This is a genomic window from Reyranella humidisoli, assembly GCF_019039055.1.
In the GTDB taxonomy this organism is placed as follows: Bacteria; Pseudomonadota; Alphaproteobacteria; order Reyranellales; family Reyranellaceae; genus Reyranella; species Reyranella humidisoli.
This window is the reverse complement of sequence record NZ_JAHOPB010000002.1, coordinates 50,044-73,419: the sequence shown is the minus strand read 5'-3', so window position 1 is coordinate 73,419 and position 23,376 is coordinate 50,044. Positions and strand designations below refer to the sequence as shown.

The window sequence follows — 23,376 nt, the reverse complement described above, 5'->3', positions numbered from 1 at the left end:
CTACGAGACGCCTGGTCCTACTTCGCGAACCACGCGCTTTCGACCTGCACGGCGCCGCCGCGCAGCGCGGGAATGCCGCGCACGTTGGCGCGGGTGATGGCGAAATCGATGTTGCTGCCGCTCCACAGCCACACCGCGTCGTCGTTCAGTATCTTGATCAGGTCGCAGTAGGCGGCCTTGCGCTTGTTCTCGTCGAGGCTGGTGCGGCCGACCAGCAGCAGACGGTCGACTTCCGCGTTGTTGTAGCCGGAGAAGTTGATCGGGCTCTTGGAGTGGAAGTTGGCGAACATCTGCGGATCGACGTCGGCGAGATCGATGATGCGCCAGCCGGTGACCTGGAAGTCGCGCGTCAGCGCTTCCTTCACGAGCTGGGTCTGGTCGACCGGCTTGATCTCGACGTCGATGCCGGCCTTCTTCATGTCGGCCTGGAAGACCTGCGCACCCTCGCGGCCGCGCGGCGTGGCGGTGACCGTCATGGTGAGCTTCACCGGCTTGCCATAGTCGGCGACCAGCTTGCGCGCCGCCTCCGGATCGTACTTCAGCGCCCCGTTGTCCTTGCACTCGATGCCCGAGCTCGGGCCGTACGGATCGTCATGCACGGGACGCAGGCCCTGCGTCAGCACCGCGGCATTGGCCTTGCGGTTCAGGGCCATCGAGACGGCCTGGCGCACGCGCTTGTCGTTCAGCGGCTCGCGTTGAGTGTTGAGCGGGATGACCAGCGCGCCGCTGCCCACCCAGGTCAGCACGTGAAGGTTCTTGTCCTTCTTCGCCTTGACGATATTCTCGGCGCGATCTTCCCAGATCACCTGGACGTCGCCCTTCACCAGACTGGCGTAGCGGGCGTCCGAATCCGGCAGCGGCCGCACGGTCACACGATCGAGATAGGGCTTGTCCTTGTCCCAGTAGTTGGGATTGCGCTCGGCGACCAGCCGGTCGGCTGCGCGCCATTCCTTGAACACGAACGGGCCGGTACCGACGGGATTACGGTTGTAGTCGGCGCCCTTCTCCTGGGCGGCCTTCACCGAGATGATGAGCGTGGTGACGGTCGGCTGTGCCAGCGTCCTGGGCAGTGCCGCATTGGGGCCGCGCATCTTGAACACAGCGGTCAAATCGTCCGGCGCCTCGACTTTCTCGATGGCGAGATAGGCACGGCCGGCAAAGCGGTTGGCCGGGTCGAGCAGGCGGTTGAAATGGTCGGCCACGGCCTGGGCGGTGAACGGCGTACCGTCGTGCCACTTCACGTTCGGCCGGATCTTGGCCGTCCAGACGCTGCCATCTTCGTTGGGCGTCATCGACAGCGCGAGCGCCGGCAGCAGGTTGCCCTTGTCGTCGAGCCGCATCAGCGTCTCGTAGAACAGCGAGGCCGCCGTCACCGTCGAATTGGAGTAGACGCCAGCCCGGACTGGATCGAACCCTTCGAAGTCGCTTTCAACTCCGATCGTCAGTGCGCCGCCGCGCACGGGGGCCGCGGCGGGCGCCTGCGCGAAGGCCGGAGCCGCGAGGACGGCCGTGAGCGCCGCCACCAAACCGAATCTGCGAGAAAACAGTGCCATCAGGCCCTCCCATGGATCGCGCCGTTGACCGGCATCACATCTATGGGCGGGAAGATAACGCGGCCTTGGCCGCCAGCCTAGAGGATTGCGCGGGGGCTGAAGCCCTCAGTTACATGCAGTAAGCCTGCGCGGCGACGACGGCGTTGAGACCTTGCATTTCCTGCGGCGAGAGGTTCGACGGATTGAGCAGGTTGCCGCTCACACTCACCGACTGGTTCGACTTGCGCAGGCCGAGGATCGCATTGGCGCGCTGATCGGCAGGGATCCGCGCGATGATGCACTGGCACATCTTTTCGGAGGCCGTGACCATGCACTCCTTTAGAAGGTCGTCGGCGCGGGAGGCGGACGAAACGCCCAGGGTCAGGACGAGGGCGGCAAATCCGGTGGCGATGATACGCATGCAAGTCTCCATGGATAGCGCATCCTACACCGTCTCTCAGGCCACCAGCCAGTTCCTCAGAAGGCCGAACAGGCCGGTCAGGAAAAGGATCGTGAGGGCCACGTTGCGGTAGAGCCGCTCGCTCGCGAGCCCATGGAACAACCGTCCGCCGGCCCAGGCACCCAGCACCATCACCGGGAACAGCACGACGGCCCGGACCAGCGCGTCGACGCCCGCCACCCCGGTCGCCAGTACGATCACGATCAGCAGGAACTGCGTCAGGAAGTAGTAGGTGACAATGTTGGCGCGATTGACCTGCGGCGGATCGTTGCCCGACAGGAGATAGAGCAGCACCGGCGGGCCGCCGACGCTGGTCGTTGCCATCATCGCCCCCGAGACGGCGCCGACGATTACCGTCGCGGCGGTCGAGCGGCGGCCGGTATATTTCCAGCCGGTCCACATCAGCAGCACGAAGGCCACGATCACGGCCGAGACCGACGTCACGATCGTGTTCTTGTCGACGCTCGCGAGCAGCCACACGCCCGCCGGCATGGCGAGGCACGCCGCGATGCTCATGGGCGTCAGCACCTTCCAGTCGGCATGCCGGCGGACCTGTGGGAAGAGCTGCAGCGACACGACGAGCTCGATGGCGACGACCGTCACGACCATCTCGGCCGAGCCGAACAGGATGGCGAAGATCGGCGCCATCAGCATCGCCGAGCCGAAGCCCGCGAATCCGCGCATCAAACCGGCAACCAGCGTGACGCCGAGCGCCGTCCACAGGCCGGTCTCGGCGAACAGGGATTGGACGTAGGTAATCATGCGGGGCAACGAAGCGCGAAGCGATCGAGATGAATCAAGGATCCTTCGCTGCGCTCAGGATGACACGCTTGTCTGGAAGTGGCGCCCTGCGCAAATCCCATCAATTGTGTCATCCCGAACGAAGTGAGGGATCCTTCGTCAGCGTTTGGCCTGTCCCTCGCCCGTCTTGTCGCGCAGGCGGCGCATGCCGCGCAGCCAGCGATCGCGATCGAGCTTGCGGGTCATGTATTCCTTCACCTCGGGATGCGGCAGGATCAGGAAGCGTTCCTCATCCATCGCCTCGATGACGGTTTGCGCAACCGCATCGGTATTGATCACGCCGTCGACCGACGCCGCAGTCGCGCCGGCCATGCGCAGCATGTTGGTGTCGACGGCCTGCGGGCACAGCACCGAGACTCGGATGCCGCGATCGCCATACTGGATCGAAAGATGCTCGGCGAGCGCAACACCCGCCTGCTTGGTGACGCCATAGGGCGCCGAGCCCATCGAGGCCAGAAGGCCGGCCGCGCTCGCGGTGTTCAGCAGGTACCCCTCGCCGCGCTTCAGCATCTGCGGCACCAGCACGCGGGCGGCATAGACATGCGCCATGACGTGGATTGCCCACGAATCCGCCCAGTCCTTGTCGGTCGCATCCTCGTGACCGCCGCGGCCGATGCCTGCGTTGGAGAAGAAGATGTCGACCTCGCCGTACTTCTTTTCGGCCTCGGCGATCAGCCTCTTGACCTCGGACTCCTGCCCGATGTCGCCCGCCACGGCGAGCGCACCGATGTCCTTGGCGACCTTGTCGAGCCGGCCGGCATCCATGTCGGCCACGACCAGCCCCTTGGCTCCCTCTTTCGCAAAGCGCCGCGCGATCGCCTCGCCGATGCCGCCCGCCGCGCCGGTGACGACGCAGACCTTGCCCTTGACCTTCATGTCTTCTCCCCATCAACCAATGACCTCACCCTGAGGAGGCCGCGCAAGCGGCCGTCTCGAAAGGTCGGACCAGTCACGTTGTTGCCCATCCTTCGAGACGGCGCTCTGCGCCTCCTCAGGATGAGGATGTTGCTATTCCTGTCAGCCCCACGATTGTTCGATCAGGTCGATGTACTGCGCCTTGGTGGGCTGGCGCGGCGTCGAGAGATGGCAGTGGTCGCCCATCGCGCCCTCGGCGATCTTCTCGATCGTGTCCTGTGCCAGTCCCGCCGCACCGAGGCCCTTCGGGATGCCCAGCCGCTCGTTGAGCGCCGCCACGGCATTGGCGACGCCCGGGGCATTGGCCTCGCTTTCGGGCAGGCCCATGACCTGCGCCACCCGCTTGAACTTGTCGCCCACCGCCGGCTCGTTGAAGCGCAGCACTGCCGGCAGGTAGATCGCATTCAGGGTGCCGTGGTGAAGGCGGTAGCCCTTGAGGCCGCCCGTCGGATGGGAAAGCGCGTGCACCGCGCCCAGTCCCTTCTGGAAGACCATGGCGCCTTCCATCGCGGCGACCGCCATGTTGTAGCGTGCCTCGCGATCCTGCCCGTCCTTCGTGGCACGCTCGACGTACTTCCAGGCTTTCTCCAGACCGTCGAGCGCGATCGAATCGGCCGGCGGATTGAAGACGTTGGCGAGGTAGCACTCGATGTTGTGCGTCAGCGCATCCATGCCGGTGCCGGCCGTAAGATGCGGCGGCAGGCTCATCGTGAGTTCGGGATCGATCAGCGCCAGCCGCGGGATCAGGTACGGGCTGCCGATCGCGAGCTTGCGGCCGGAATCCATGATGATGACGCCGCCGCGGCTCACTTCGCTGCCGGTACCCGACGTGGTCGGGATCGCGACCATGGGCGCCACGGCGGCGGTTATCTTGCCCGCGCCGCCCTCGACGAACGAGTAAGGCTGCAGCGACGGGCCGGGATGCGTCGCCATCAGCGCGACCGCCTTGGCGAGGTCCATCGGCGAGCCGCCGCCGATCGCGATGATGCCGTCGCAGCCCTCGTCCTTGTAGATCTTGAGCGCATCGCGCATGGCGGCTTCGGTCGGATTCTCCGGCGTGCCGTCATAGAGCGTGATCGGCATGTTGCCGGGAAGCTGCTCCTTCACCTTGGCCCACAGGCCCGCCGAGATGACGCCCTTGTCGGTGACGATCAGGGGCCGGCGCATGCCCATGAGCTGCAGTTCGGACTCCAGCAGCTTCAGCGCGCCGAAGTCGAACTGGATACGGGTCAGGTAGGTGATCAGGGCCATCCGCTCTTTCCTCTCGATTTTGCGCGGAGCCTACGCGAGAAAAAGCGCATGAGCGACACTTCAGTCCTGCGCACGGCCACCATCGGCGATGCGGCATCGATCGCGGCCACCATCGCCGCCTCCTTCGCGCAATATCGCGGCAAGCTCGTACCGGAGTCCGGCGCGTTTCGCGAAACCGCCGAGGGAATCGCGGCCGAACTCGCCAGGGGCGCGAGCGCCATCGTCGCCGAACGCGGCGGCGAGATGCTGGGCTGCGTCCTGGTCGAGGAAATGGAGGGCGATCTCTATTTCGGCCGGCTCTCGGTCCGGCCGCTGGCGCGCGGCCAGGGGCTGGCGCGCCGTCTGATCGAGGCGGTCGAAGGCGAGGCCCGGCGACGCGGCCTGGCCGGCGTCCGGCTGGGCGTGCGGATCGTCCTCACCGAGAACCAGCGCCTGTTCGCGTCGCTGGGCTATCGCGAGACGTCGCGCGAGGCCCATCCCGGATTCGATCGGCCGACGTCGATCAACATGCGCAAGCCGCTCGGCTGACCCCTTACGCGACCGCCGGCCGTGGCCGCGCGGCGTAGAGGATGATCAGGCCGATTCCGAAGAGGTGCGGTATGTAGAACCGGATTTCGGATGACGGGTAGAGCAGGAATCGCACGCCCGCCGCGACCAGCAACGCCCCCAAGAGAAGGCTCGCCCAACGGCCGCTGGCGGGGCGTCCCAGCAGCAGGATCGCCGTCAGCACCGCGGCGACGGCCGCGTGCACCCACGCCAGGTGTGAGACCGTGCCGATCTGCGTCAGGAGAATCCTGAAGTAGAGACCGGGATCGAAGGCCGGCTGGAAGTCCGTCAGGACGTTCTGCGGCCCGACGAAGTTGAAATGGAACTGCGACCACCAGCCGATATGCTTGCCGGCATAGAACGCGAAGGTCGCGGCCACGGCCGACCCCAGCAGCAGCACCAGGGCGGCACGGTTTTGCCGGCGCGCGGCCAGCACACCGCTCAGCACCACGTTCAGGATGATGCCGTCGGGCCGCAGCAGCACCGCCAGGAGAAAGCAGAGGACGGCCAGCCGGACCCGCTCCGCCAGCAGAGCCGCAATGCCGGCCACGCAGGCGAAGGTGAAGATCGTGTCTGGCGACACCATGCTGGCGAAGCTTCCCAGACCGAACAGCAGCACGATCGGCAGCCAGCCCAGGGTCGCGATGCCGTCGAGGCGCCAGGCACCCTGGACGAGGAGCGCCAGGATGCCGAGCGCGCCGACCAGGCTGACCATGACGATGGCCCGCACCGGCTCGAGCGCCAGCGTGACCGACTTGAGGACGAGGATGTAGCCGTACTTGATCTCGTAGAGCGGAAGCTGGCTGATCAGGGCTCTCGGGTCGAGATGCTGGGCTTCGGAATAGCTGGAACCGGTCGTCAGGTAGGCCAGCGCCGCGGGCGATAGATGCGGCTTCACCGCGCTCCAGCTTCGTTCGTGCAGCGTCACCACGTCGATCGAGCCGTCGGCTGTCATCGCTGCGGGCTTCAGGACCGCCATCGTGTAGCCCACGACATCCCAGTCGAGCGCCGGTCGCGTCACGGCAAAGAAGACGAAATAGAAACCGACGAGAACGGCCAGGACGGCGGAGACGAGGCGCCAGCCCTTCCATTCGGCGAACGCGGCCATCATGAATTTGTCTCTCCCCTGCGTGCACTATGCGCGGCGGATTGACCGTTGAGCAACAGGGGGCGCCCTCTGCTATTGTATCGTTTATGAGCAATCGCACCCCCCTGACCGGTCCGTCCGTCTGGCACGGCAAGGACATCAAGAACTCCTCGCGCTGGATTCGCGAACTGACGCCCGATGGCATCGACGAACTCGACGCGGCCCTCAAGGGCCTGCGTGGCATGCCGTGGCAGGAGATCACCCGGGAAGATTTCTACCTGCCCTCGCTCGACGAACTGTTCGACGACATCGCCGACGAGCTCGAGAACGGCAGCGGCATCGTCAAGCTGCGCGGTGTTCCCGTCGATCGCTACGACGAGGAGGATCTGCGTCGCCTCTACTTCGCGATCGGCACGCATGTCGGGACGCCGGTGTTCCAGAATCGCAATGGCGAGCTGATGCGCGCGATCCGCGACGAGGGCGCCCATGTCGGCCGCACCTACGGCGAGACCAAGGACGAGAAGGGGTCGACCTTCCTCTCCTCCTACGCCCGCACGCTGACCAACGGCGGGCTGCGCTTCCATACCGACCGCACCGACGTGGTGACCCTGCTCTGCGTGCGCCAGGCGCGCGCCGGCGGCGTCAGCAAGCTCGCGTCCACGCCGGCGATCCACAATGCCATTCTCGAACGGCGGCCCGACCTGCTCGAGCTGCTGTTCCAGGACTACTGGCGCAGCCGCTTCGGCGAGGAAGGCACCCAGAAGGACGGCGAGGCGACGACCCGCGAGACAGCCTACCCGCTGCCGATCTTCGGCCTGCGCGACGGCAAGTTCACCTCGCACTATTCGCTGACCTTCATCGAGGCGGCCCAGATGGCACCCGGCGTGCCGAAGCTCACCGACGCCCAGCGCGAGGCGATCGAGGTGCTGATGCAGACCGCCGAGGAGCTGTGCTTCGAGATGACGCTCGAGCCCGGCGACCTGCAGCTCATCAACAGCCACGTCACCTATCACGGCCGCACGCCGTTCGAGGACGACGCGACGTCCGGCCACGACCGCATGCTGCTGCGCCTCTGGCTGACCATGCGGAACAACCGTCCGCTTCCCAAGGGCCACGAGATCCTCTGGCAGGAAATCGAGGCCGGCCGCCCCCGCGGCGGCATCCGCCAGATCGAACTGTAGTCATTGTCAGGAGCGCGCCACTCGAGTGGCGTGCTGTCGATCAATTTAGTTGACTAGGAAATCATTGCACAATAGTTTCCTAGTCAACCAATGATATCTGATCTCGAAACCCATCTCGGCTACTGGCTGCGCTTCGTGTCCAACCACGTCTCGCATGCTTTCAGCCTCAAGCTGCAGGCACGCGACGTGACCGTCGCCGAATGGGTCGTGTTGCGCGACCTGTTCGACGGCGACAGCGTACCGCCCAGCCTGCTGGCCGACCACCTGGGCATGACACGCGGCGCGATCTCCAAGCTTGCCGATCGCCTGGTCGCCAAGGAGCTCGTCGAGCGCACCGCTTCCACCGAGGACCGGCGCCAGCAGACGCTGGCGCTGACGGCAGCCGGACGGAAGCTGGTGCCGGCTCTGTCGGCGCTGGCCGACCGTAACGACGCGGAGTTCTTCGGCCACCTGAAGCCCGCCGAGCGCGCGGCCCTGGAGAAGACGCTCAAGGACATCGTGCGCCGGCACGGTCTCAAGACCATTCCCACCAGGTAGGACAGAACCATGGACATCGCCGTCATCGAGGAATGCACCCGGGCCTCCCACGAGGAACGCATCACCTTCGGCGAGGTCGTGGGACGCCTGATCGCGGCCGGTGTCGAGCGCTATCACGTCGACCTGGTGCGCGGGGAATCGACCTACTTCATGCCCGACGGTCAGTCCCATCGCGTCACCGGCAAGACGGTCGACTCACGGCCAGCCAGTTCCTTCTCCCCCGACGGCGTGCTGGCGGCAGTGCGATTGATCCAGGCCGGCAGGACGAAGTACCTGGCCTTCTGCCAGCAGATCATGGAAGCCGGCTGCGTGGGCTACCTCGTTTCGATGCAGGGCCAGCGCGCCGTCTACTACGGCCGCAGCGGCGAGACCTATGTCGAGCCCTTTCCCGGAAGTCGCTGATTAACGCTTCTGGCGCAGCCGGCCGACGATGCCCGCCGGGAAGAAGTAGACGCAGAGGATGAAAGCCACCCCAAGCCACAGCAGCCACCGGTCGGGATGGAACAGGTTGGCGAGCAGCGGCACGCCGGTCAGCGCCTTGTTGGCGATCGCCAGCAGGTCCTGCAGGTAGTTCTGTGCGAAAACCAGCAGCACTGCGCCGATCACGGCGCCGTACATCGTGCCCATGCCGCCGATCACCACCATCAGCAGGATGTCGACCATGATGTCGAAGCTGAGCGTCGTGTCGGGATTGGTCTGGCTGGACCACAAAGCAAGCAGCGCACCGGCCAGCGCCGCCGTGGCTGCGGCGATGCAGCTCGCGATGGTGCGGTAGACCACGGTGCGGTAGCCGATCGCCTCGGCGCGGAACGGGTTCTCGCGGATCGCCATCAGCACGCTACCGAACGGCGAGTTGACGATGCGTAGCAGGACCAGGATCAGCACCAGCGACGCGGCGTAGACGAGATAGTAGTCTACCAGCCGGCCGTTGAGGCGTACGCCGAACAGCGTATCGCCGAAGGAGAAGGACGCGCGCAAAGCCGCCGGCAGCCTGTAGTTCAGCCCGTCCTCGCCGCCCGTCAGGTCGGAAAGCTGCGAGGCCAGGATCGCGAAGGCGCTGGCGACGGCGAGCGTGATCATCGCGAAGAAGATCGTGCGCACCCTCAGGCTGAACAGGCCGATCACCGTGGCCAGCGCGATGGCGACCACGAGACCTGCGACGACGCCGACGGCGACGGCATCCCATCCCGCCCCCATCCGCGTCAGCGAAATGGCGACGCCATAGGCACCGATGCCGAAGAACATGGTGTGGGCGAAGGAGACGATGCCGGTATAGCCCAGCAGCAGGTCGAACGACGCGGCCAGCACGATGAAGACGCAGATCTTCGCCGCCACGTTCAACGACTTGGCGCCCGGGAAGAGGAACGGCGCGACCGCCAGTCCCACCAGGATGGCGACGAGCGCGATTGCCAGCCAGCGGCTGCGCGGCAGGTCGTCGGACAGGATCGAGCGAAGCATGGCTCTACCTCTTCGCCACGGGATAGAGGCCCTGCGGCCGCCACAGCAGGACCAACGCCATCAGCAGGATGTTGGAGCCCAGCGCCACCTTGGGCGCCAGGAAGCCGATATAGTTGGCCGTCAGGCCGACCAGCAGCGCGCCGACGAAGCAGCCGCCGACCGAGCCCAGCCCGCCGATGATGATGACGATGAACACCAGCACGGCGACCTGGGCGCCGATCGCCGCCGTCACCGTCTCCTGGTAGAGACCCCACATGGCGCCGCCGAGACCTGCCAATGCCGAGCCGACCACGAACACGCCGACGAACAGGCGCCGGATGCGGTAGCCCAGCGCCTCGACCATCTCGCCGTTCTCGACGCCGGCGCGAATCAGCAGGCCGAGCCGCGTGCGATTGAGCGTCAACGCCAGCGCGGCGAATACGACGAGTCCGACCAAGACGGCCAGGACGCGATACTTCTCTATCGCCACATCGCCGAACAGGAATGCGCCACGCAGTGCGGTCGGCCGGCTGAGCGTGATCTGGTCCGGTCCCCAGATCACCTTGAGGAGTTGCTCGGCCACGATCAGCCCGCCGGTGGTCACCAGGATCTGCTTCAGATGCTGGCCGTAGACCGGCCGCACGATGACCCGTTCGAAGCCGAGCCCCAGCACGCCGCTCACCACCATGGCCGCCAGCACCGCGGGTCCGATGGCCGCGAGGTTCAGCCAGATCGAATCGGAGGTCATCCACGGCGCCAGCGCCAGCATGACGCTCGCGGCCACGAAGGCGCCCACGGCGATGAAGGCGCCATGGCCGAAGTTGAGCACGTCCATCAGGCCGAAGGTGAGCGTGAGGCCCGACGCCATGATGAAGATCATCAGGCCCATCGCCAGGCCCGCGACGGTGAGCGTCACCCAGCTGGCCGGCGAGCCGATCAGCGGCAGGGCGCCGATCATCAGGACCGGGATCAACAGCAGCGGGAGCCAATCACGTTTCATGGGGCGCGTTTCATTGATGCGTATCCATGCCGAGGCCGAGCAGATGCTGCTGCAGGGCGGAGTCGGCGGCGAAGGCGGCCATGCTGCCCTCGTGCGCGACCTTCCCGTCGTCCATCACCGCGACGGAATCGCCGAGCTGGCGAGCGAAGGCGAAGTTCTGCTCGACCACCAGCAAGGTCGACTGACCGTCCTTCAGTTCGCGGAAGGCGTCGATCATGTTGGCGATGATGGCCGGCGCGAGTCCCTTGGTCGGCTCGTCGATCAGCAGCAGGCGTCGCGGCTCGATGATGGCCCTCGCCACCGCCAGCATCTGCTTCTGGCCGCCCGACAGGAGGCCCGCGGGCAGCGTCCAGAACCGCTTCAGCGCCTCGAAGCGCCCGAAGATCCAGTCGAGCCGCTGCGGGTCGATGGGTCCCGAGCGCGCGGCCAGCACCAAATTCTCCTGCACCGTCAGGTCCGCGAAGATCGCCATGCTTTCCGGCACATAGGCGATGCCCAGCCGCGCGATATCGGGCGTGGCCAGGTGGGTGATGTCGCGGCCGTCGAACCGAATCTCGCCGGCCGCCGCGCGCCACATGCCCATGATGGTGCGCAGGGTCGTGGTCTTCCCCGCCCCGTTGCGCCCCAGCAACATGGTGAGCCCGCCCTCGGCCACGTCGAACTCGACGCCATGCAGGATGTGATAGCGCCCGATGTTCGTCTGAACGCCGCGCAGGCTGAGGAGCGACTCACTCATGCGGCGCCCCCGAGATAGGCCTCACGCACGATGGCGGAGCTGATAACCTCGGCGGGCTCACCGTCAGCGACCAGCCTGCCCTGGTGCAGCACGACGATACGATCCGACAGGGAGCGCACAACGTCCATCTTGTGCTCGACCAGCAGGATGGTTTTGTCGCCGCGCTTCTTGATGGCGGCGATGATGTCGAGGATGGTCGGGACTTCGTCGATGCTCATGCCGGCCGTCGGTTCGTCGAACATGAAGACGTCGGGCTCGAGCGCCAGCAGGATCGCGACCTCGAGCTTTCGCTGGTCGCCGTGCGGCAGGGTTGCGGCGATCGCCTGGGCCCGATCGGCCAGCGACACGGCCGCGAGATGCGCCATCGCCCGGTCGATCAGCTCGCGATGCGTCAGCGTGCGGCTGAACAGGTCGTAGCCCTTGCCGCTCTTCACCTGCACCGCCAGCCGCACGTTCTCGAGCGTGCTGAGATTGGGAAAGAGATTGGTGAGCTGGAAGGCGCGGCCGAGACCAAGCCGCGTGCGGCGCGGCGCGGCGAGGTTCGTGATGTCCTCGCCGTTCAGGGTCACGCGGCCGGACGTGGCCGCGAGTTGCCCGGAGATCAGGTTGAAATAGGTCGTCTTGCCCGCACCGTTCGGCCCGACAATCGAGGTAAGCGTGCCCTTCTCAAAGGCGCACGACACCCCGTCGACGGCCGCATGTCCGCCGAACCGGATGGTGAGATCTTTGGTCTCGAGCATCGGGCTCAGCGGAGCGCGTCACTTCAGCGGCGCGCTCCGCTGACTCCTTAGCGCTTGTTCTTGATCGGCAGCGTCATCTCGTTCGCCGGGATCACGCGCACCAGTTCGAGCAGGTCGACATTGTCCGGCGCATTCTTCTTCATGCGCCAGTGATACATCTCCTGCAGGGCCTGGTGGTCTTCCTTGCGGAAAGTCATCGTGCCCTTGGGCGTATCGAAGCTCATGCCTTCCATCGCCGCGATCAGCTTCTCGCTGTCCGTCGACTTGGCCTTCTTCACTCCCTCGACCAGCGCGATGGCGGCGCTCATGCCGCCCGCCACGAAGAAGTCCGGCGGCACGCCGTTGTTCTTCTTTTTGTATTCGGTGACCAGCCAGTCGTTCACCGGGTTCTTGGGGAAGCCCCAATAGTAGTAGATCGCGCCTTCGAGGCCGGGGAACTGCTTCCAGCCGGCCATCACCGGCAGCAGGTTGCCGCCTGGCGCCATCTCGATGCCGAAGCGCTCGGGCTTCAGGTCCATCAGCTTCGGCAGCGGATGGGCGCCGGCCCACACCACGACCACGACCTTGCGGCCGGGCTTGTCCTTCAGCGCGTCGAAGATGCGCTGTGCCGACGCCGTGAAGTCGGTCGTGGCCTGCGGGGCGTATTCCTCGTGGACGACCTTGGCCTTGGACCCGACGGCAGCCAAGGCGGCCTTCACCGCGGCGACGCCGTCCTTGCCGAAGGCATAATCCTGGGCGAGCGTGGCGATGCTGATGTTCTCGTCCTTCAAGGTCGCGGCAGAAGCCAGCGCGTCCTGCGTGGAGTTGCGCCCGGTGCGGAAGATGTAGCGGTTCCACTTCTCGCCGGTGATCTGGTCGGCCACGGCCGGCTCGACGATCAGCAACTTCTTGTATTCCTCGGCGACCGGGAGCATGGCGAGCGCGCCCGCCGAGCCCGTGGTCCCGACGGCGATGTCGACCTTGTCGTCGCCATAGGCCTGTTCGAGGGCCGCCTTGGCGAGATCCGGCTTGAACTGGTCGTCCTTCAGGATGACCTGGATCTTGCGCCCGTCGATCTCCATCGTGCCCTTGGTCGCGTATTCCAGGCCCAGCATGAAGCCGGCCTCGGTCTGGCGCGCATAGGCTTCGAGCGGACCGGTCTTGCTGTAGATCAGCGCCACCTTGAGCGGCGGCTGCTGGGCGGCGGCCGGACCGGCCAGGAGCAGGCCGGTCAGCGCCAGGAATGAACGACGGATCATGAAGAACCTCCCTAGAGGAGGCCCTTCTAGTCGATGATCGCGGCCTGTACCATACTGCGGAACTGATTCCGCAACGCCACCCGGTCGGGATCGCTCACCTGCACCATGTAAATTGCAGTCAGTTCGTTCTTCGGGTCGACCCAGAACAGCGTTCCGGCATTGCCGGCCCAGCCATATTCCCCGATCGAGCCCGGCAAGGCCGCCTCGCCCGTCATGGTGCGGACTTCGAAGCCCAGGCCGAAGCCCAGACCCGGCGGTCGGCCGGGCCGCGTCGTCCCGGTATGGTCGGCCGCCATGAAGGCCAGGGTCTGCTTGCCGAGCAGTCGCTTGCCGTTCAGCTCCCCGCCGTTCGCCAGCATCGACGCAAAGCGCAGGTAATCGCTCATCGTGGAGGTGAGGCCGCCGCCACCGGATTCGTACTTCGCGCCGTCATCGACCTTGAAGCGCGGCGTCATCGGCTGACCGCCGGGACGCGGTCCCGGCTGGGCGGCACGGGCGACCTTGGCGGCCGGCACCTGGAACTGCGTGTCGACCATGCCGAGCGGCTTGAAGATGCGTTCCGAGAGCGATTCGCCCAGGGTCTTGCCGTCGACCACCTCGATGAGACGCCCCAGCACGTCGGTCGAGACGCCGTACTCCCAGCGCGCGCCCGGCGAGAAACGCAGCGGCAGGGTCGAGAGCTTGGTCACGAATTCCTGGTTGCTCATCGAGCGATCGCCGATCTTGGCCGCGACATAGGCCTGGTTCACCAGCGACGAGCCCCGGCCGCCATAAATCAGGCCGGACGTATGACGCAGCAGGTCCTGCACCGTCATTGGGCGCTCGGGATCGGACAGCAGCAGCGAATGCGTGCCGTCGGCGGCGGTCTTCTCCTGCGCCACCTTCATCTTGCCCATCTCGGGCAGAAACTTCGACACCGGATCGCTGACCTGCAGGCGCCCCTCCTCCACCATCTGCATGACCGCCAGGCTCACGATCGGCTTGGTCATGGAATAGATGCGGAAGATCGAATCGGCCTTCATCGGATCGGGCGACGCCGCCGGATCGCGCTTGCCCAGCGTCGATACCCACGCGACCTTGCCGCGCCGCGCCACGAGCATGACGGCGCCCGGCACAAGGCCGTCGTCGATATGCTTCTGCGTCGCCGTCTCGATGCGCTTCAACTGCATCGACGACAGTCCGACGTCCTCGGGTTTCGCCGCCATCGGCAGCACCCAGCCTTCGGCATGGACCTCGGCGGCAAACGCACTCAAAGCCAAGGCAAGAATGATCGTCTTCATGGTTTCCTCGCTGGGCGCGCGCCACTCCAGCTGCGCGTCGTTTTCAGCATCGTCAGCCTAAACGACATGCTGCACAAGGGCTGGCATTCCCGCTAAGCCGTTGCCTCGCCTTTCGCGGATGGGCGTGAGCGACCTTCGAGCAAAGCACGCTCGCGCTGGAAGAGTGCGATGACCTCGTCCATCACTGCGCGCACCCTCGGCAACGCGCGCAGGTCGCGGTGGACCAGCAGCCACTGGTCGGCGAAGACGTCGGGCAGGATGCCACCGATCCGGCGCAGCAACGGGTCGGGATCCGCGAGATGGCAGGGCAGCACCGCGAGCCCGGCGCCGGTGCGCGCCGCCTCGTGCAGGACCAGCCAGTTGTTGCCGCGGATCTCCGGCCGGCGTCCGCCCCGAAACTCCAGCAGCCAGCTCTGCCCCTGCATGCGTAGATGATCGTCGTCGAAACCCACCCAGGGCAGCGCCGCCAGCGCTGCCGGGGTGGTTCGCTTCACCGGAAAATCGCGCGCGGCATAGATGGCGTAGGCGAGACGGCCGAGCTTGCGGGCGACGATGCCGTGCAGTTCGGGCACCTGCTCGCGGATCAGGAGATCGGCCTCGCGGCGTGACAGGTTGGCCAGCGTGTGGCTCGAGATCACTTCGAACTCGATCTGCTGCAGCTTGCTCCGGAGTTGGGCCGAATAGCGGGCGATCAGGGCGGCTGTCGCCTCCTCCGCCGACAGGCGCACCGTGCCGCTCACCGTGTCGCTGAGACCGGCGCTGCGGCGGTGGATGGATTGCGCCGCCTTCTCCATCGCTTCGGTGTCGGCCAGAAGCTCCTCGCCTGCACTGGTCGGCACGAACCGGTCGGGCAGGCGGTCGAACAGCCGCGCGCCGATCTGCGCTTCGAGCGCCTGAATCCGCCGCGACACGGTCGGATGACTGACCCCCAGCGCCTTGGCGGCCGTCGTCAGCGTGCCGGCGCGTGCGAGGGCCAGGAAAATGCGCAGGTCGTCCCAGTTGGCGTCCATGTTCATAAATGTACAGAGGCTTTTCCGAAATGTGGACTGACGAATACGGATGTTCGCCCTAGCATCGCCTCATGCACATCGAACCCCGCCTGCTCGTCTTCACCAAGGGCGTGCGCGCCCGCATCGCCGCCACCGTCGCCATCGGCCTGCTGGGCGTCGCCTGTGGCATCGCGCGGCTCGGCCTGCTGGGATGGCTGATCGGCCAGATCTTCGTCGGGCGCCCGCTGCAGGAGTTGGTGTGGCCGATCCTGCTGATCGCGGGGGTCATGGTGCTGCGCGGCGTTGCCGAGCACTGGCGCGCGGTAATGGCGCACGAGACGGCGGCGCGTGTGCAGAAGGTGCTGCGCCGCACGCTCTACGACAAGGTGGCGTCGCTCGGACCCGCGACGGTCGGCCGCCAGCGTTCCGGCGGCCTGACGCTGTCGATGATCGACGGCGTCGAGCAGCTCGAAACCTATTTCGGCCAGTTCCTGCCGCAGTTCCTGATCGCGCTGCTGACGCCGATCCTGATCTTCGCCGTGATCTCCTTCATCGACCTGCCGGTGGCGCTGGTTATGCTGGGCTTCGCGCTGGTGGCGCTGTTCGCCCCCGCGCTCTGGCACAAGTGGGACGTCCGCGCCTCGATCGCGCGCATGACCGCCTACAAGTCGTTCGCCGCAGAGTTCCTCGATTCGATCCAGGGGCTGGCGACGCTGAAGGCCTTCGGCCAGGGCAAGACACGCGCCGACAAGCTCGAAGTGGAAGCGCGCGATCTCTTTCGCCGCACCATGTGGGTGCTGGGCACCAACTCGCTGGCACGCGGCATCACCGACACCTCGATCGCGGGTGGCGCGGCCGCGGCGCTGATCTATGGCGCGTCGCGAGTCGAGGCCGGCTCGATGACGCTGACGGCGCTGCTGATCATCCTTATGCTGGGCATCGAGATCTTCCGGCCGATGCGCGAGCTGCGCTCGGTGCTGCACCAGGGCATGGTCGGCCTCTCGGCGGCACAGGGCATCTACCGCATCCTCGACGACACGCCGTCGGTCGCCGATCCGGCGCCGGCGCGGCTCGACGGGCTCCTGGCGCCGACCATAACCTTCGAGAACGTGCGCTTCTCCTATCCCGGTACACGCCGCACCGTGCACGAAGGGCTGGACTTCACGGCCGCAGCGGGCGAGCGGCTCGGCCTCGTCGGCTCCTCGGGCGGCGGCAAGTCGTCGATCGTGCGCCTGCTGCTGCGCTTCTACGATCCCGACAAGGGCCGCATCCTGCTGGGCGGCCATGACCTGCGCACGCTCTCCTTTGCGCAGATCCGCTCGCTTATCTCGGTGGTGAACCAGGACACGTTCCTGTTCCACGACACCGTCGAGGAGAACATCCGCCTCGGCCGGCCGGGCGCCTCGCGCGAAGACCTCGAGGATGCCGCGCGCGCCGCCAACATCCACGACTTCATCGTGGGCCTGCCGCAGGGCTACGCGACGATCATCGGCGAGAAAGGCATCAAGCTCTCCGGCGGCCAGCGCCAGCGTGTGGCCATCGCCCGCGCGCTGCTGCGCGACACGCCGATCCTCGTGCTCGACGAAGCCCTGTCTGCCGTCGACGCCGAGAACGAGGCGGTGATCCAGGAAGCGCTCGACCGGCTGATGCAGGGCCGCACGACGCTGATCCTGGCCCACCGCCTGTCGAGCGTCATCGATTGCGATCGCATCCTCGTCCTCGACCGCGGCCATGTCGCCGAGGAAGGCAAACACGGCGCGCTGATGAGCCGGGGCGGCGTCTATTCGCAGCTCATGGCCGAACAGGCGCGCGAGCAGCAGGCCGGCACAACGATAGACTCACTCGCCGCGCCGCAGCGCGCCGAGACGATCGCCAGCACCTCGGGCGGCGCGGTGAAACCCATCACCGAAGGCATCATCAAGGCCGAGGGCCTCACCTGGTACCAGGTGGTCGCCACGCTGATGGGTGTCATCATGCCGTGGAAGGGCAAGCTCGCCGCCACCTTCATCCTCGGCGTGGCGCGTGTGGTCTCCTTCATCGGCATTGGCGTCCTCTCCGCGCTGATCGTGCTGGCGCTCAAGAACCACCAGCCCTATGGCGGGCTGGCCATCGCGCTCGCCATCCTGGCGCCGATCTCGGGCATCCTGCACTGGTTCGAATCGTGGCTGGCGCACGACATGGCCTTCCGCCTGCTGGCCGAGATGCGCATCGACGCCTTCCGCAAGCTCGACGCGCTGGCGCCCGCCTATCTGACGCGCCGCCGCACCGGCGATCTCATGGCGCTGGCCACGCACGACATCGAGCTGGTCGAGTATTTCTTCGCCCACACCGTGGCGCCGGCCTTCGTCGCCATCCTGATCCCTGCCGCCGTGGTAATCGCGCTGGCCACGACCAGCGGCTGGCTCGCGATCACGCTGGTGCCGTTCCTGCTGGCCGTCGGCCTCAGTCCGTTCCTGATGCGCAAGCGCGTCGATCGGCTGGGCAGCCAGGCGCGCGAGGCCGCCGGCGAACTCGGCGCCTTCGCCGTCGACTCGGTGCAGGGTCTGGGCGAGATCGTCGCGAACCAGCAGGAGCGCGCGCGCGGCGAACGGCTCGACGAGCTGTCGCAGCGCCACATCGCGCTGCGCCTGCCCTTCTTCAGCGAACTCACGATGCAGCACGCCATCCTCGAAGTGCTGACCGGGCTTGGCGGCCTCGCCATCGTCGTGGTCGGCGCGATCCTCGCTTCCCGCGGCACGCTCGACCCCGGCCTGCTGCCGCTCATGACCATCCTCGCCATGTCGGCCTTCCTGCCGGTCTCGGAGATCGCGCAGATCGGGCGTCAGCTCGCCGATACGCTGGGTGCCACGCGCCGCGTCTATGCGCTGGCCAACGAACCGATCCCGGTGCGCGACGGTCCGGGCGTGCCGGTGGCGCGCGGCGCCGCCGCACTGGCGCTGGAACAGGTGAACTTCACCTATCCCGGCCAGACACGGCGTGCCTTGTCCGATGTGAGTTTCGATATCCCCGCCGGCAAGACGATCGCACTGGTCGGCACGTCGGGCGCAGGCAAGACCACGACGGCGCAGCTCCTGATGCGTTTCTGGGACCCCGATACCGGCCGCATCACGCTGAACGGCGCGGACTTGCGCGACTACAAGCTCGACGAGCTGCGCGGCCTCGTGGCTCTCGTCGCCCAGGACACCTACCTGTTCAACGACACGCTGCGCGCCAACATCCTGATCGCCCGTCCCGAAGCCACGGAGGCCGAGCTGCTGGCCGCCATCGAACATGCGTCGCTGGCCGAGCTGGTCGCGACCTTGCCACAGGGCCTCGACTCAGCCGTCGGGGAGCGTGGCACCAGCCTGAGCGGCGGTCAGCGCCAGCGCGTCGCGATCGCACGCGCCTTCCTGAAGGACGCGCCCATCCTGATCCTCGACGAGGCGACCTCGCATCTCGACGCGGTGAACGAGCAGGCGGTGCGCCGCGCTCTCGACGTGCTGAAGGCCGACCGCACGACCATCGTGATCGCCCATCGTCTCTCGACGGTGCGTGACGCCGACCTGATCGTGGTGCTCGACGAGGGCCGCGTAGCGGAAAGCGGCACACACGCGTCGCTCGTCTCGCGTGGCGGCCTTTATGCCCGGTTGGTCTCGCGCCAGCTTGCATCCGTCTACGCACCGGCCGCACAGTGAGGGGATGAAGCGACAGCTCCACCTCAATCTGTTCATCCAGAGCCGCGGCCATCACGAAGCGTCGTGGCGGCATCCCGACTCGTCGCCGCTGGCACTCAGCGACATCGAGTATTACCGCGACGTCGCCCGGCGGGCCGAAGCCGGTCTCTTCGATTCGATCTTCCTCGCAGACCAGCTCGCGCTGGCCGACACCGTGGCGCACGCCGCCAGCACGTGGCTGGAGCCGATCACCACGCTTGGTGCGCTCGCGGGCTCGACGCAGCGCATCGGCCTTATCGCCACGGCCTCGACCACCTACTCCGAGCCCTTCAACCTTGCCCGCCAGTTCGCCTCGCTCGACCATATCAGCGGGGGCCGGGTCGGCTGGAACATCGTGACCTCCTGGCTCGCGCCGGCCGCGCGCAACTTCGGCGGCACCTGCCTGGTGAGCCACGACGAACGCTACGAACGCGGTGAGGAGTTCGTGCAGGTCGCGAAGGCGTTGTGGGACAGCTGGGCCGACGACGCCGTGCTCGACGATCGCGCGAGCGGCCAGTATGCGCGGGCCGATCGGATCAAGCCGGTCAACCACGAGGGCAAGTTCTATCGCGTCGCCGGCCCGCTCAACATGCCGCGCGGACCGCAGGGACGGCCGGTGTTCGTGCAGGCGGGCTCGTCGGAGACCGGTCGCCGCTTTGCCGCCCGCCATGCCGAGGCGGTGTTCACCGCGCAGATGGAAAAGAGCACGGCGCAGGAATTCTATGCCGACCTGAAGAAGCTGGCGGCAGCCGAGGGGCGGCCTTCCGAGCACGTGCTGATCCTGCCTGGCCTGAGCCCGGTGATCGCCTCGACCGAAGCCGAAGCGAAGCGTCTCGCGCAGGATCTCAACGAACTCACCGACCCCGAGGTCGGGCGCAAGCGCCTGAGCGGCCGGTTCGGCGGCCACGACTTCTCGCACCTGCCGCTCGACCGGCCACTCACTGCCGACGATTTCCCCGATCCGGGCACGGTCCAGGCCGCGCGCAGCCGCACCGAAGTGATCGTCGGGCTGGTCCGTCGCGAGAAATTCACCCTCCGCCAACTCCTCGCCTATCTCGCGGGCGCCCGCGGCCACTACACCACCGCCGGTACGCCGGAACAGATCGCCGACCTGATCGAGGACTGGTTCGACGACGGCGCCGCCGACGGCTTCAACCTGATGCCACCGCTGCTGCCCTCGATGCTCGATGTGTTCGTGGCGGAGGTCGTGCCGATCCTGCAGAAGCGCGGGCTTTTCCGCACCGCTTATGATGGCACCACGCTGCGCGATCATTTCGGCTTGCCCCGCCCTGCGGCTCAGTCATCCTGACGGAAACCGGCTTTCGAGGGGAAGAAGACCGATGTTCAGCCACGTGACGATCGGCAGCAATGACGTAGGTCGAGCCAAGGCCTTCTACGATGCGCTGCTGCAACCGCTCGGTCTGGTGCGTCACATGGACTATCCGAATGCAGTCGGCTACGGCCCGGCCGGTGGCCGGCCGCAGCTCTGGGTGCTCAGCCCGCTCGACAAGAACGCCGCGTCCGTCGGGAATGGCATCACAATCGGCCTTGAGGCGCCCGATCGCGGCGCCGTCGACGCGGCTCACAAGGCGGCGCTCACGGCTGGTGGCACGGACGAAGGTGCTCCTGGCCTCCGCGCGCACTATCACCCGAACTATTACGGTGGGTATCTGCGCGACCTGGACGGCAACAAGATCTGTGTGGTCTGCCATCGCAAGCCCTAGCCGACCCGAAGTTCATCCGCCTGCATAGAACAAAAGAATGCTTCCGTTCTCCCGCCGCGCCCTGTTGGCATCGGCCGGCGCGGCTCTTGTGCCACACACGGCCGTCGCACAATCCGGACTGCCGGAGCGCGCCATCCGAATCTGGGTCGGATTTGCGGCAGGCGGCGGCTCCGACGTCGTGGCCCGCGCCATCGCCCCCGCGATCCAGCAGCGCCTGACACGACCCGTCAGCATCGAGAACCGTCCCGGCGCCGCCGGCGCCACGATGGGCGATGCGTTGAAGAAGGCTGCGCCCGACGGAGCCACGATCGGACTGCTGCCGAGCACCACACTGATCGGCCGCCTGATATCGCCTGCAACCTTCCCGTTCGACCCGCTGCGCGATCTCGCACCTCTCGGCATCGTCGGGACTTTCGAGACGGCATTCGTCGTATCGCGGTCGATCGGCGTGCGGACGATGGCCGAGTATGCGCAATGGGTGAAAAACGGTCCGCCCGAACGTCGCCGCTTCGGAACGGCGGCGCCCGAAACCTTCTCTCAATACTTCGCACAACTGCTCGCGCAGCAATACGGCCTCATGCTGGACCCCGTGCCCTTCCGCGGCACCGGACCGATGTCTTCGGATCTCGGCCAGGGTCGTATCCCGGCGGGTTGCGGCGGGCTCGCTTCGTTCGTCCACCACCATCGCGGCAGCACACTCAGGGTCCTGACCACGTCGGGGTTGGCGCGCAATCCCGTGCTGCCGGACGTGCCGACGGTGGTCGAACTGGGCTTCCCGTGGCTTCAGCTGATCGACTGGTATGCCTTCTTCGCGCCGGGCGGCTTGCCGCCGCAGCTCGTCGAGGCCTGGAACCGCGCGTTGCACAATGCCGTCGACGTGCCGGAAACGAGGGAACAGCTCACACAGTACGGTGTCGTCGTCGGTGTGACCAAGGCGGACGAATGCAGAAAGCGTCTCATCGCGGATTTCGAGCGTTGGCGCATCCTGCTTGACAGCCTCGGCATACGAACCACCAAATGAGCGTGTTCAGGAGAGCGACATGACAGAACCGCTGAAGGTGTTCTGGCAGCCCGGTTGAACCAGCTGCCTGAGACTCAAAGAGTTTCTATCGGTCCGTGGGATCGACTTCGTTTCCGTCAATGTCCTTGCCGACCCCGCCGGCTTCGCCGAGCTGGAGTCTCTCGGTGTGCGCTCCGTACCGGTCCTGTCGCGTGGCAAGGATTTCATCTTCGGACAGAGCACGCGGGAGATCGTCGCCTTCCTCGGCCTGCAGGAAAAATCCGGCCCCGAACTGTCACCGCCAGAGCTCTATGCACGCCTCGACAAATTCATGACGGCGGCCATTGGACTGCTGCCGCTGATGCCGGAGGAGAAACTCCACGTCCACGTGCCCGGCCGCCCGCGCAGCTACCGGGCCCTCGCCTTCCATCTCTTCCGGGTGGTCGCGGCCTTCCTCGATGCCCAGCAGGGTACGACGCTCGTCCAGGCGGCGTTCCGCGAGGAGCCCGCAGCCGATGCCGGCATGGCCGACGTGGCAGCCTATGGCGCCGGCGTTCAGACGCGTTTCCGCGACTGGTGGGCCCACGGCGACACGGAGGCGGCCCGCCTGCTCCCGACCTATTACGGCGACCAGAGCCTCCACGAACTGCTGGAGCGGACCACCTGGCATTCCGGGCAGCATGTCCGCCAGTGGATGATGCTGCTGGAGCGCGAAGGCGTGGCTCACGACCGTCCCCTCGGCGAGGCCGATTTTGCCCGGTTGCCGATGCCTGCGAACGTCTGGGACGGCTGATTCGCAACTTTCGGAGGCCAACGGCGTTTGGTTTGCCAGACGACCAACCAGCCAGTCCGGAGGACAGACATGCGCGCCAGCCACGCCAACGGCAAGGATCTCGCCAAGGAGATTACGTTTCTCAAGGCCCAGCTCGAGGAGCTGACGGAATCGATGGGCGGCGCAGGCCAGTCGGTGGTCGCCCGCGGCGAGGAAGCCGTGGAGGAGACACTGAAGTCGGCCCGCGAACTGATCGCCAAGTATGGCGACACCGCCAAGGCCATCGCCAAGGATACGATCGATCTCAAGAACAAGGCGGCCGACAAGATCGTCGAGCACGCCGAAGCCCGTCCGATCACGACCCTGGCCGCGGTCGTCGGAATCGGCTTTCTCGCAGGCTGGCTTTGTCGTCGGCAGTAGCCGGCCGAAGACCAGAACCGTACGGCCTCCTCAGGAAG

The 23,376-nt window shown here is 66.5% G+C and carries 23 protein-coding genes; 10 read left to right on the top strand and 13 right to left on the bottom strand.

From position 1 onward, the window contains the following. Positions 1-17: 17 nt before the first annotated feature. The 5 genes from KQ910_RS18695 to gbd form a co-directional block, all read right to left on the bottom strand. Positions 18-1,553: an ABC transporter substrate-binding protein gene (locus KQ910_RS18695; protein WP_216964150.1), complete on the bottom strand. Its 1,536-nt coding sequence runs from the start codon at positions 1,551-1,553 to the stop codon at positions 18-20. A gap of 109 nt (positions 1,554-1,662) precedes the next feature. Beyond that, a complete protein-coding gene (locus KQ910_RS18690) occupies positions 1,663-1,953 on the bottom strand; it encodes a hypothetical protein (protein ID WP_216964148.1) in 291 nt (96 codons plus the stop codon). Positions 1,954-1,989: 36 nt separating this feature from the next. After that, entirely contained in the window at positions 1,990-2,754 is a 765-nt protein-coding gene (locus KQ910_RS18685; RefSeq protein WP_216964146.1) for a sulfite exporter TauE/SafE family protein, read from the bottom strand. Positions 2,755-2,892: 138 nt separating this feature from the next. After that, complete coding sequence (locus tag KQ910_RS18680) at positions 2,893-3,669, bottom strand: SDR family oxidoreductase (protein WP_216964145.1); 777 nt, start codon at positions 3,667-3,669, stop codon at positions 2,893-2,895. A gap of 141 nt (positions 3,670-3,810) precedes the next feature. After that, positions 3,811-4,959 carry a 4-hydroxybutyrate dehydrogenase gene (gene gbd, locus KQ910_RS18675; protein WP_216964143.1) on the bottom strand — a complete coding sequence of 383 codons (1,149 nt, stop codon included), beginning with the start codon at positions 4,957-4,959 and terminating at the stop codon, positions 3,811-3,813. Between the two features lie 48 nt (positions 4,960-5,007). Between gbd and KQ910_RS18670 the strand changes: the two genes are divergently transcribed. Beyond that, positions 5,008-5,487 (top strand): GNAT family N-acetyltransferase, encoded by a 480-nt coding sequence (locus KQ910_RS18670; RefSeq protein WP_216964141.1) that lies wholly within the window; start codon positions 5,008-5,010, stop codon positions 5,485-5,487. 4 nt (positions 5,488-5,491) lie between these two features. Here KQ910_RS18670 and KQ910_RS18665 read toward each other — a convergent pair whose 3' ends face one another. Then, complete coding sequence (locus tag KQ910_RS18665; protein ID WP_216964139.1) at positions 5,492-6,616, bottom strand: hypothetical protein; 1,125 nt, start codon at positions 6,614-6,616, stop codon at positions 5,492-5,494. Between the two features lie 83 nt (positions 6,617-6,699). On the opposite strand from KQ910_RS18665, the gene KQ910_RS18660 reads away from it, so the two are divergent. The 3 genes from KQ910_RS18660 (at position 6,700) to KQ910_RS18650 (ending at position 8,712) form a co-directional block, all read left to right on the top strand. Then, positions 6,700-7,773, top strand: a complete 1,074-nt coding sequence (locus KQ910_RS18660) for a TauD/TfdA family dioxygenase (protein ID WP_216964137.1) — start codon at positions 6,700-6,702, stop codon at positions 7,771-7,773. A 90-nt stretch (positions 7,774-7,863) separates the two neighbouring features. Then, positions 7,864-8,310 (top strand): MarR family winged helix-turn-helix transcriptional regulator, encoded by a 447-nt coding sequence (locus KQ910_RS18655; RefSeq protein ID WP_216964135.1) that lies wholly within the window; start codon positions 7,864-7,866, stop codon positions 8,308-8,310. A 9-nt stretch (positions 8,311-8,319) separates the two neighbouring features. Next, positions 8,320-8,712, top strand: coding sequence for a DUF1398 domain-containing protein (locus KQ910_RS18650; protein WP_216964133.1), 393 nt, complete (start codon positions 8,320-8,322; stop codon positions 8,710-8,712). Here the strand turns inward: KQ910_RS18650 and KQ910_RS18645 are convergent, their stop codons facing one another. The 7 genes from KQ910_RS18645 to KQ910_RS18615 form a co-directional block, all read right to left on the bottom strand. Continuing rightward, positions 8,713-9,768 (bottom strand): branched-chain amino acid ABC transporter permease, encoded by a 1,056-nt coding sequence (locus KQ910_RS18645; protein WP_216964131.1) that lies wholly within the window; start codon positions 9,766-9,768, stop codon positions 8,713-8,715. A 4-nt stretch (positions 9,769-9,772) separates the two neighbouring features. Beyond that, positions 9,773-10,747, bottom strand: a complete 975-nt coding sequence (locus KQ910_RS18640; protein ID WP_216964129.1) for a branched-chain amino acid ABC transporter permease — start codon at positions 10,745-10,747, stop codon at positions 9,773-9,775. A gap of 10 nt (positions 10,748-10,757) precedes the next feature. Further along, positions 10,758-11,483 (bottom strand): ABC transporter ATP-binding protein, encoded by a 726-nt coding sequence (locus KQ910_RS18635; RefSeq protein WP_216964127.1) that lies wholly within the window; start codon positions 11,481-11,483, stop codon positions 10,758-10,760. Continuing rightward, on the bottom strand, positions 11,480-12,223 hold the full coding sequence (locus KQ910_RS18630) for an ABC transporter ATP-binding protein (protein ID WP_216964125.1): 744 nt from the start codon (positions 12,221-12,223) through the stop codon (positions 11,480-11,482). Before KQ910_RS18630 ends, KQ910_RS18635 begins: the two co-directional genes overlap by 4 nt. A gap of 47 nt (positions 12,224-12,270) precedes the next feature. Continuing rightward, the gene (locus KQ910_RS18625; RefSeq protein ID WP_216964123.1) at positions 12,271-13,461 is read right to left on the bottom strand and encodes a substrate-binding domain-containing protein; all 1,191 of its coding nucleotides are present in this window, start codon (positions 13,459-13,461) and stop codon (positions 12,271-12,273) included. 26 nt (positions 13,462-13,487) lie between these two features. Continuing rightward, on the bottom strand, positions 13,488-14,741 hold the full coding sequence (locus tag KQ910_RS18620; RefSeq protein ID WP_216964121.1) for a serine hydrolase domain-containing protein: 1,254 nt from the start codon (positions 14,739-14,741) through the stop codon (positions 13,488-13,490). Between the two features lie 92 nt (positions 14,742-14,833). After that, positions 14,834-15,751, bottom strand: coding sequence for a LysR family transcriptional regulator (locus KQ910_RS18615; protein ID WP_216964119.1), 918 nt, complete (start codon positions 15,749-15,751; stop codon positions 14,834-14,836). Between the two features lie 71 nt (positions 15,752-15,822). Between KQ910_RS18615 and KQ910_RS18610 the strand changes: the two genes are divergently transcribed. From KQ910_RS18610 to KQ910_RS18580, 6 genes are all read left to right on the top strand, one after another. Continuing rightward, positions 15,823-19,404: an ABC transporter ATP-binding protein gene (locus KQ910_RS18610; RefSeq protein WP_216964118.1), complete on the top strand. Its 3,582-nt coding sequence runs from the start codon at positions 15,823-15,825 to the stop codon at positions 19,402-19,404. A 4-nt stretch (positions 19,405-19,408) separates the two neighbouring features. Then, positions 19,409-20,731, top strand: coding sequence for an LLM class flavin-dependent oxidoreductase (locus KQ910_RS18605; RefSeq protein WP_216964116.1), 1,323 nt, complete (start codon positions 19,409-19,411; stop codon positions 20,729-20,731). A gap of 31 nt (positions 20,732-20,762) precedes the next feature. Further along, positions 20,763-21,146 carry a VOC family protein gene (locus KQ910_RS18600; RefSeq protein ID WP_216964114.1) on the top strand — a complete coding sequence of 128 codons (384 nt, stop codon included), beginning with the start codon at positions 20,763-20,765 and terminating at the stop codon, positions 21,144-21,146. Between the two features lie 178 nt (positions 21,147-21,324). Beyond that, the gene (locus KQ910_RS18595) at positions 21,325-22,167 is read left to right on the top strand and encodes a tripartite tricarboxylate transporter substrate-binding protein (RefSeq protein WP_216964112.1); all 843 of its coding nucleotides are present in this window, start codon (positions 21,325-21,327) and stop codon (positions 22,165-22,167) included. 67 nt (positions 22,168-22,234) lie between these two features. Continuing rightward, entirely contained in the window at positions 22,235-22,939 is a 705-nt protein-coding gene (locus tag KQ910_RS27015) for a glutaredoxin domain-containing protein (RefSeq protein WP_255560303.1), read from the top strand. A 69-nt stretch (positions 22,940-23,008) separates the two neighbouring features. Further along, complete coding sequence (locus tag KQ910_RS18580; protein ID WP_216964108.1) at positions 23,009-23,338, top strand: hypothetical protein; 330 nt, start codon at positions 23,009-23,011, stop codon at positions 23,336-23,338. The last annotated feature ends 38 nt before the right edge of the window (positions 23,339-23,376 follow it).

What these genes read in the sequence shown, in the direction of transcription:
- KQ910_RS18650 (WP_216964133.1), top strand. Translation starts at nt 8,320, where the DNA reads ATGGACATCGCCGTCATCGAGGAATGCACCCGGGCCTCCCACGAGGAA.
- KQ910_RS18680 (WP_216964145.1), bottom strand. Translation starts at nt 3,669, where the DNA reads ATGAAGGTCAAGGGCAAGGTCTGCGTCGTCACCGGCGCGGCGGGCGGC.
- KQ910_RS18695 (WP_216964150.1), bottom strand. Translation starts at nt 1,553, where the DNA reads ATGGCACTGTTTTCTCGCAGATTCGGTTTGGTGGCGGCGCTCACGGCC.
- KQ910_RS18610 (WP_216964118.1), top strand. Translation starts at nt 15,823, where the DNA reads ATGCACATCGAACCCCGCCTGCTCGTCTTCACCAAGGGCGTGCGCGCC.
- KQ910_RS18600 (WP_216964114.1), top strand. Translation starts at nt 20,763, where the DNA reads ATGTTCAGCCACGTGACGATCGGCAGCAATGACGTAGGTCGAGCCAAG.
- KQ910_RS18655 (WP_216964135.1), top strand. Translation starts at nt 7,864, where the DNA reads ATGATATCTGATCTCGAAACCCATCTCGGCTACTGGCTGCGCTTCGTG.
- KQ910_RS18660 (WP_216964137.1), top strand. Translation starts at nt 6,700, where the DNA reads ATGAGCAATCGCACCCCCCTGACCGGTCCGTCCGTCTGGCACGGCAAG.
- KQ910_RS18605 (WP_216964116.1), top strand. Translation starts at nt 19,409, where the DNA reads ATGAAGCGACAGCTCCACCTCAATCTGTTCATCCAGAGCCGCGGCCAT.
- KQ910_RS18690 (WP_216964148.1), bottom strand. Translation starts at nt 1,953, where the DNA reads ATGCGTATCATCGCCACCGGATTTGCCGCCCTCGTCCTGACCCTGGGC.
- KQ910_RS18615 (WP_216964119.1), bottom strand. Translation starts at nt 15,751, where the DNA reads ATGGACGCCAACTGGGACGACCTGCGCATTTTCCTGGCCCTCGCACGC.
- KQ910_RS18640 (WP_216964129.1), bottom strand. Translation starts at nt 10,747, where the DNA reads ATGAAACGTGATTGGCTCCCGCTGCTGTTGATCCCGGTCCTGATGATC.
- KQ910_RS18665 (WP_216964139.1), bottom strand. Translation starts at nt 6,616, where the DNA reads ATGATGGCCGCGTTCGCCGAATGGAAGGGCTGGCGCCTCGTCTCCGCC.
- KQ910_RS18670 (WP_216964141.1), top strand. Translation starts at nt 5,008, where the DNA reads ATGAGCGACACTTCAGTCCTGCGCACGGCCACCATCGGCGATGCGGCA.
- KQ910_RS18620 (WP_216964121.1), bottom strand. Translation starts at nt 14,741, where the DNA reads ATGAAGACGATCATTCTTGCCTTGGCTTTGAGTGCGTTTGCCGCCGAG.
- KQ910_RS18635 (WP_216964127.1), bottom strand. Translation starts at nt 11,483, where the DNA reads ATGAGTGAGTCGCTCCTCAGCCTGCGCGGCGTTCAGACGAACATCGGG.
- KQ910_RS18625 (WP_216964123.1), bottom strand. Translation starts at nt 13,461, where the DNA reads ATGATCCGTCGTTCATTCCTGGCGCTGACCGGCCTGCTCCTGGCCGGT.
- gbd (WP_216964143.1), bottom strand. Translation starts at nt 4,959, where the DNA reads ATGGCCCTGATCACCTACCTGACCCGTATCCAGTTCGACTTCGGCGCG.
- KQ910_RS18685 (WP_216964146.1), bottom strand. Translation starts at nt 2,754, where the DNA reads ATGATTACCTACGTCCAATCCCTGTTCGCCGAGACCGGCCTGTGGACG.
- KQ910_RS18630 (WP_216964125.1), bottom strand. Translation starts at nt 12,223, where the DNA reads ATGCTCGAGACCAAAGATCTCACCATCCGGTTCGGCGGACATGCGGCC.
- KQ910_RS18645 (WP_216964131.1), bottom strand. Translation starts at nt 9,768, where the DNA reads ATGCTTCGCTCGATCCTGTCCGACGACCTGCCGCGCAGCCGCTGGCTG.
- KQ910_RS18580 (WP_216964108.1), top strand. Translation starts at nt 23,009, where the DNA reads ATGCGCGCCAGCCACGCCAACGGCAAGGATCTCGCCAAGGAGATTACG.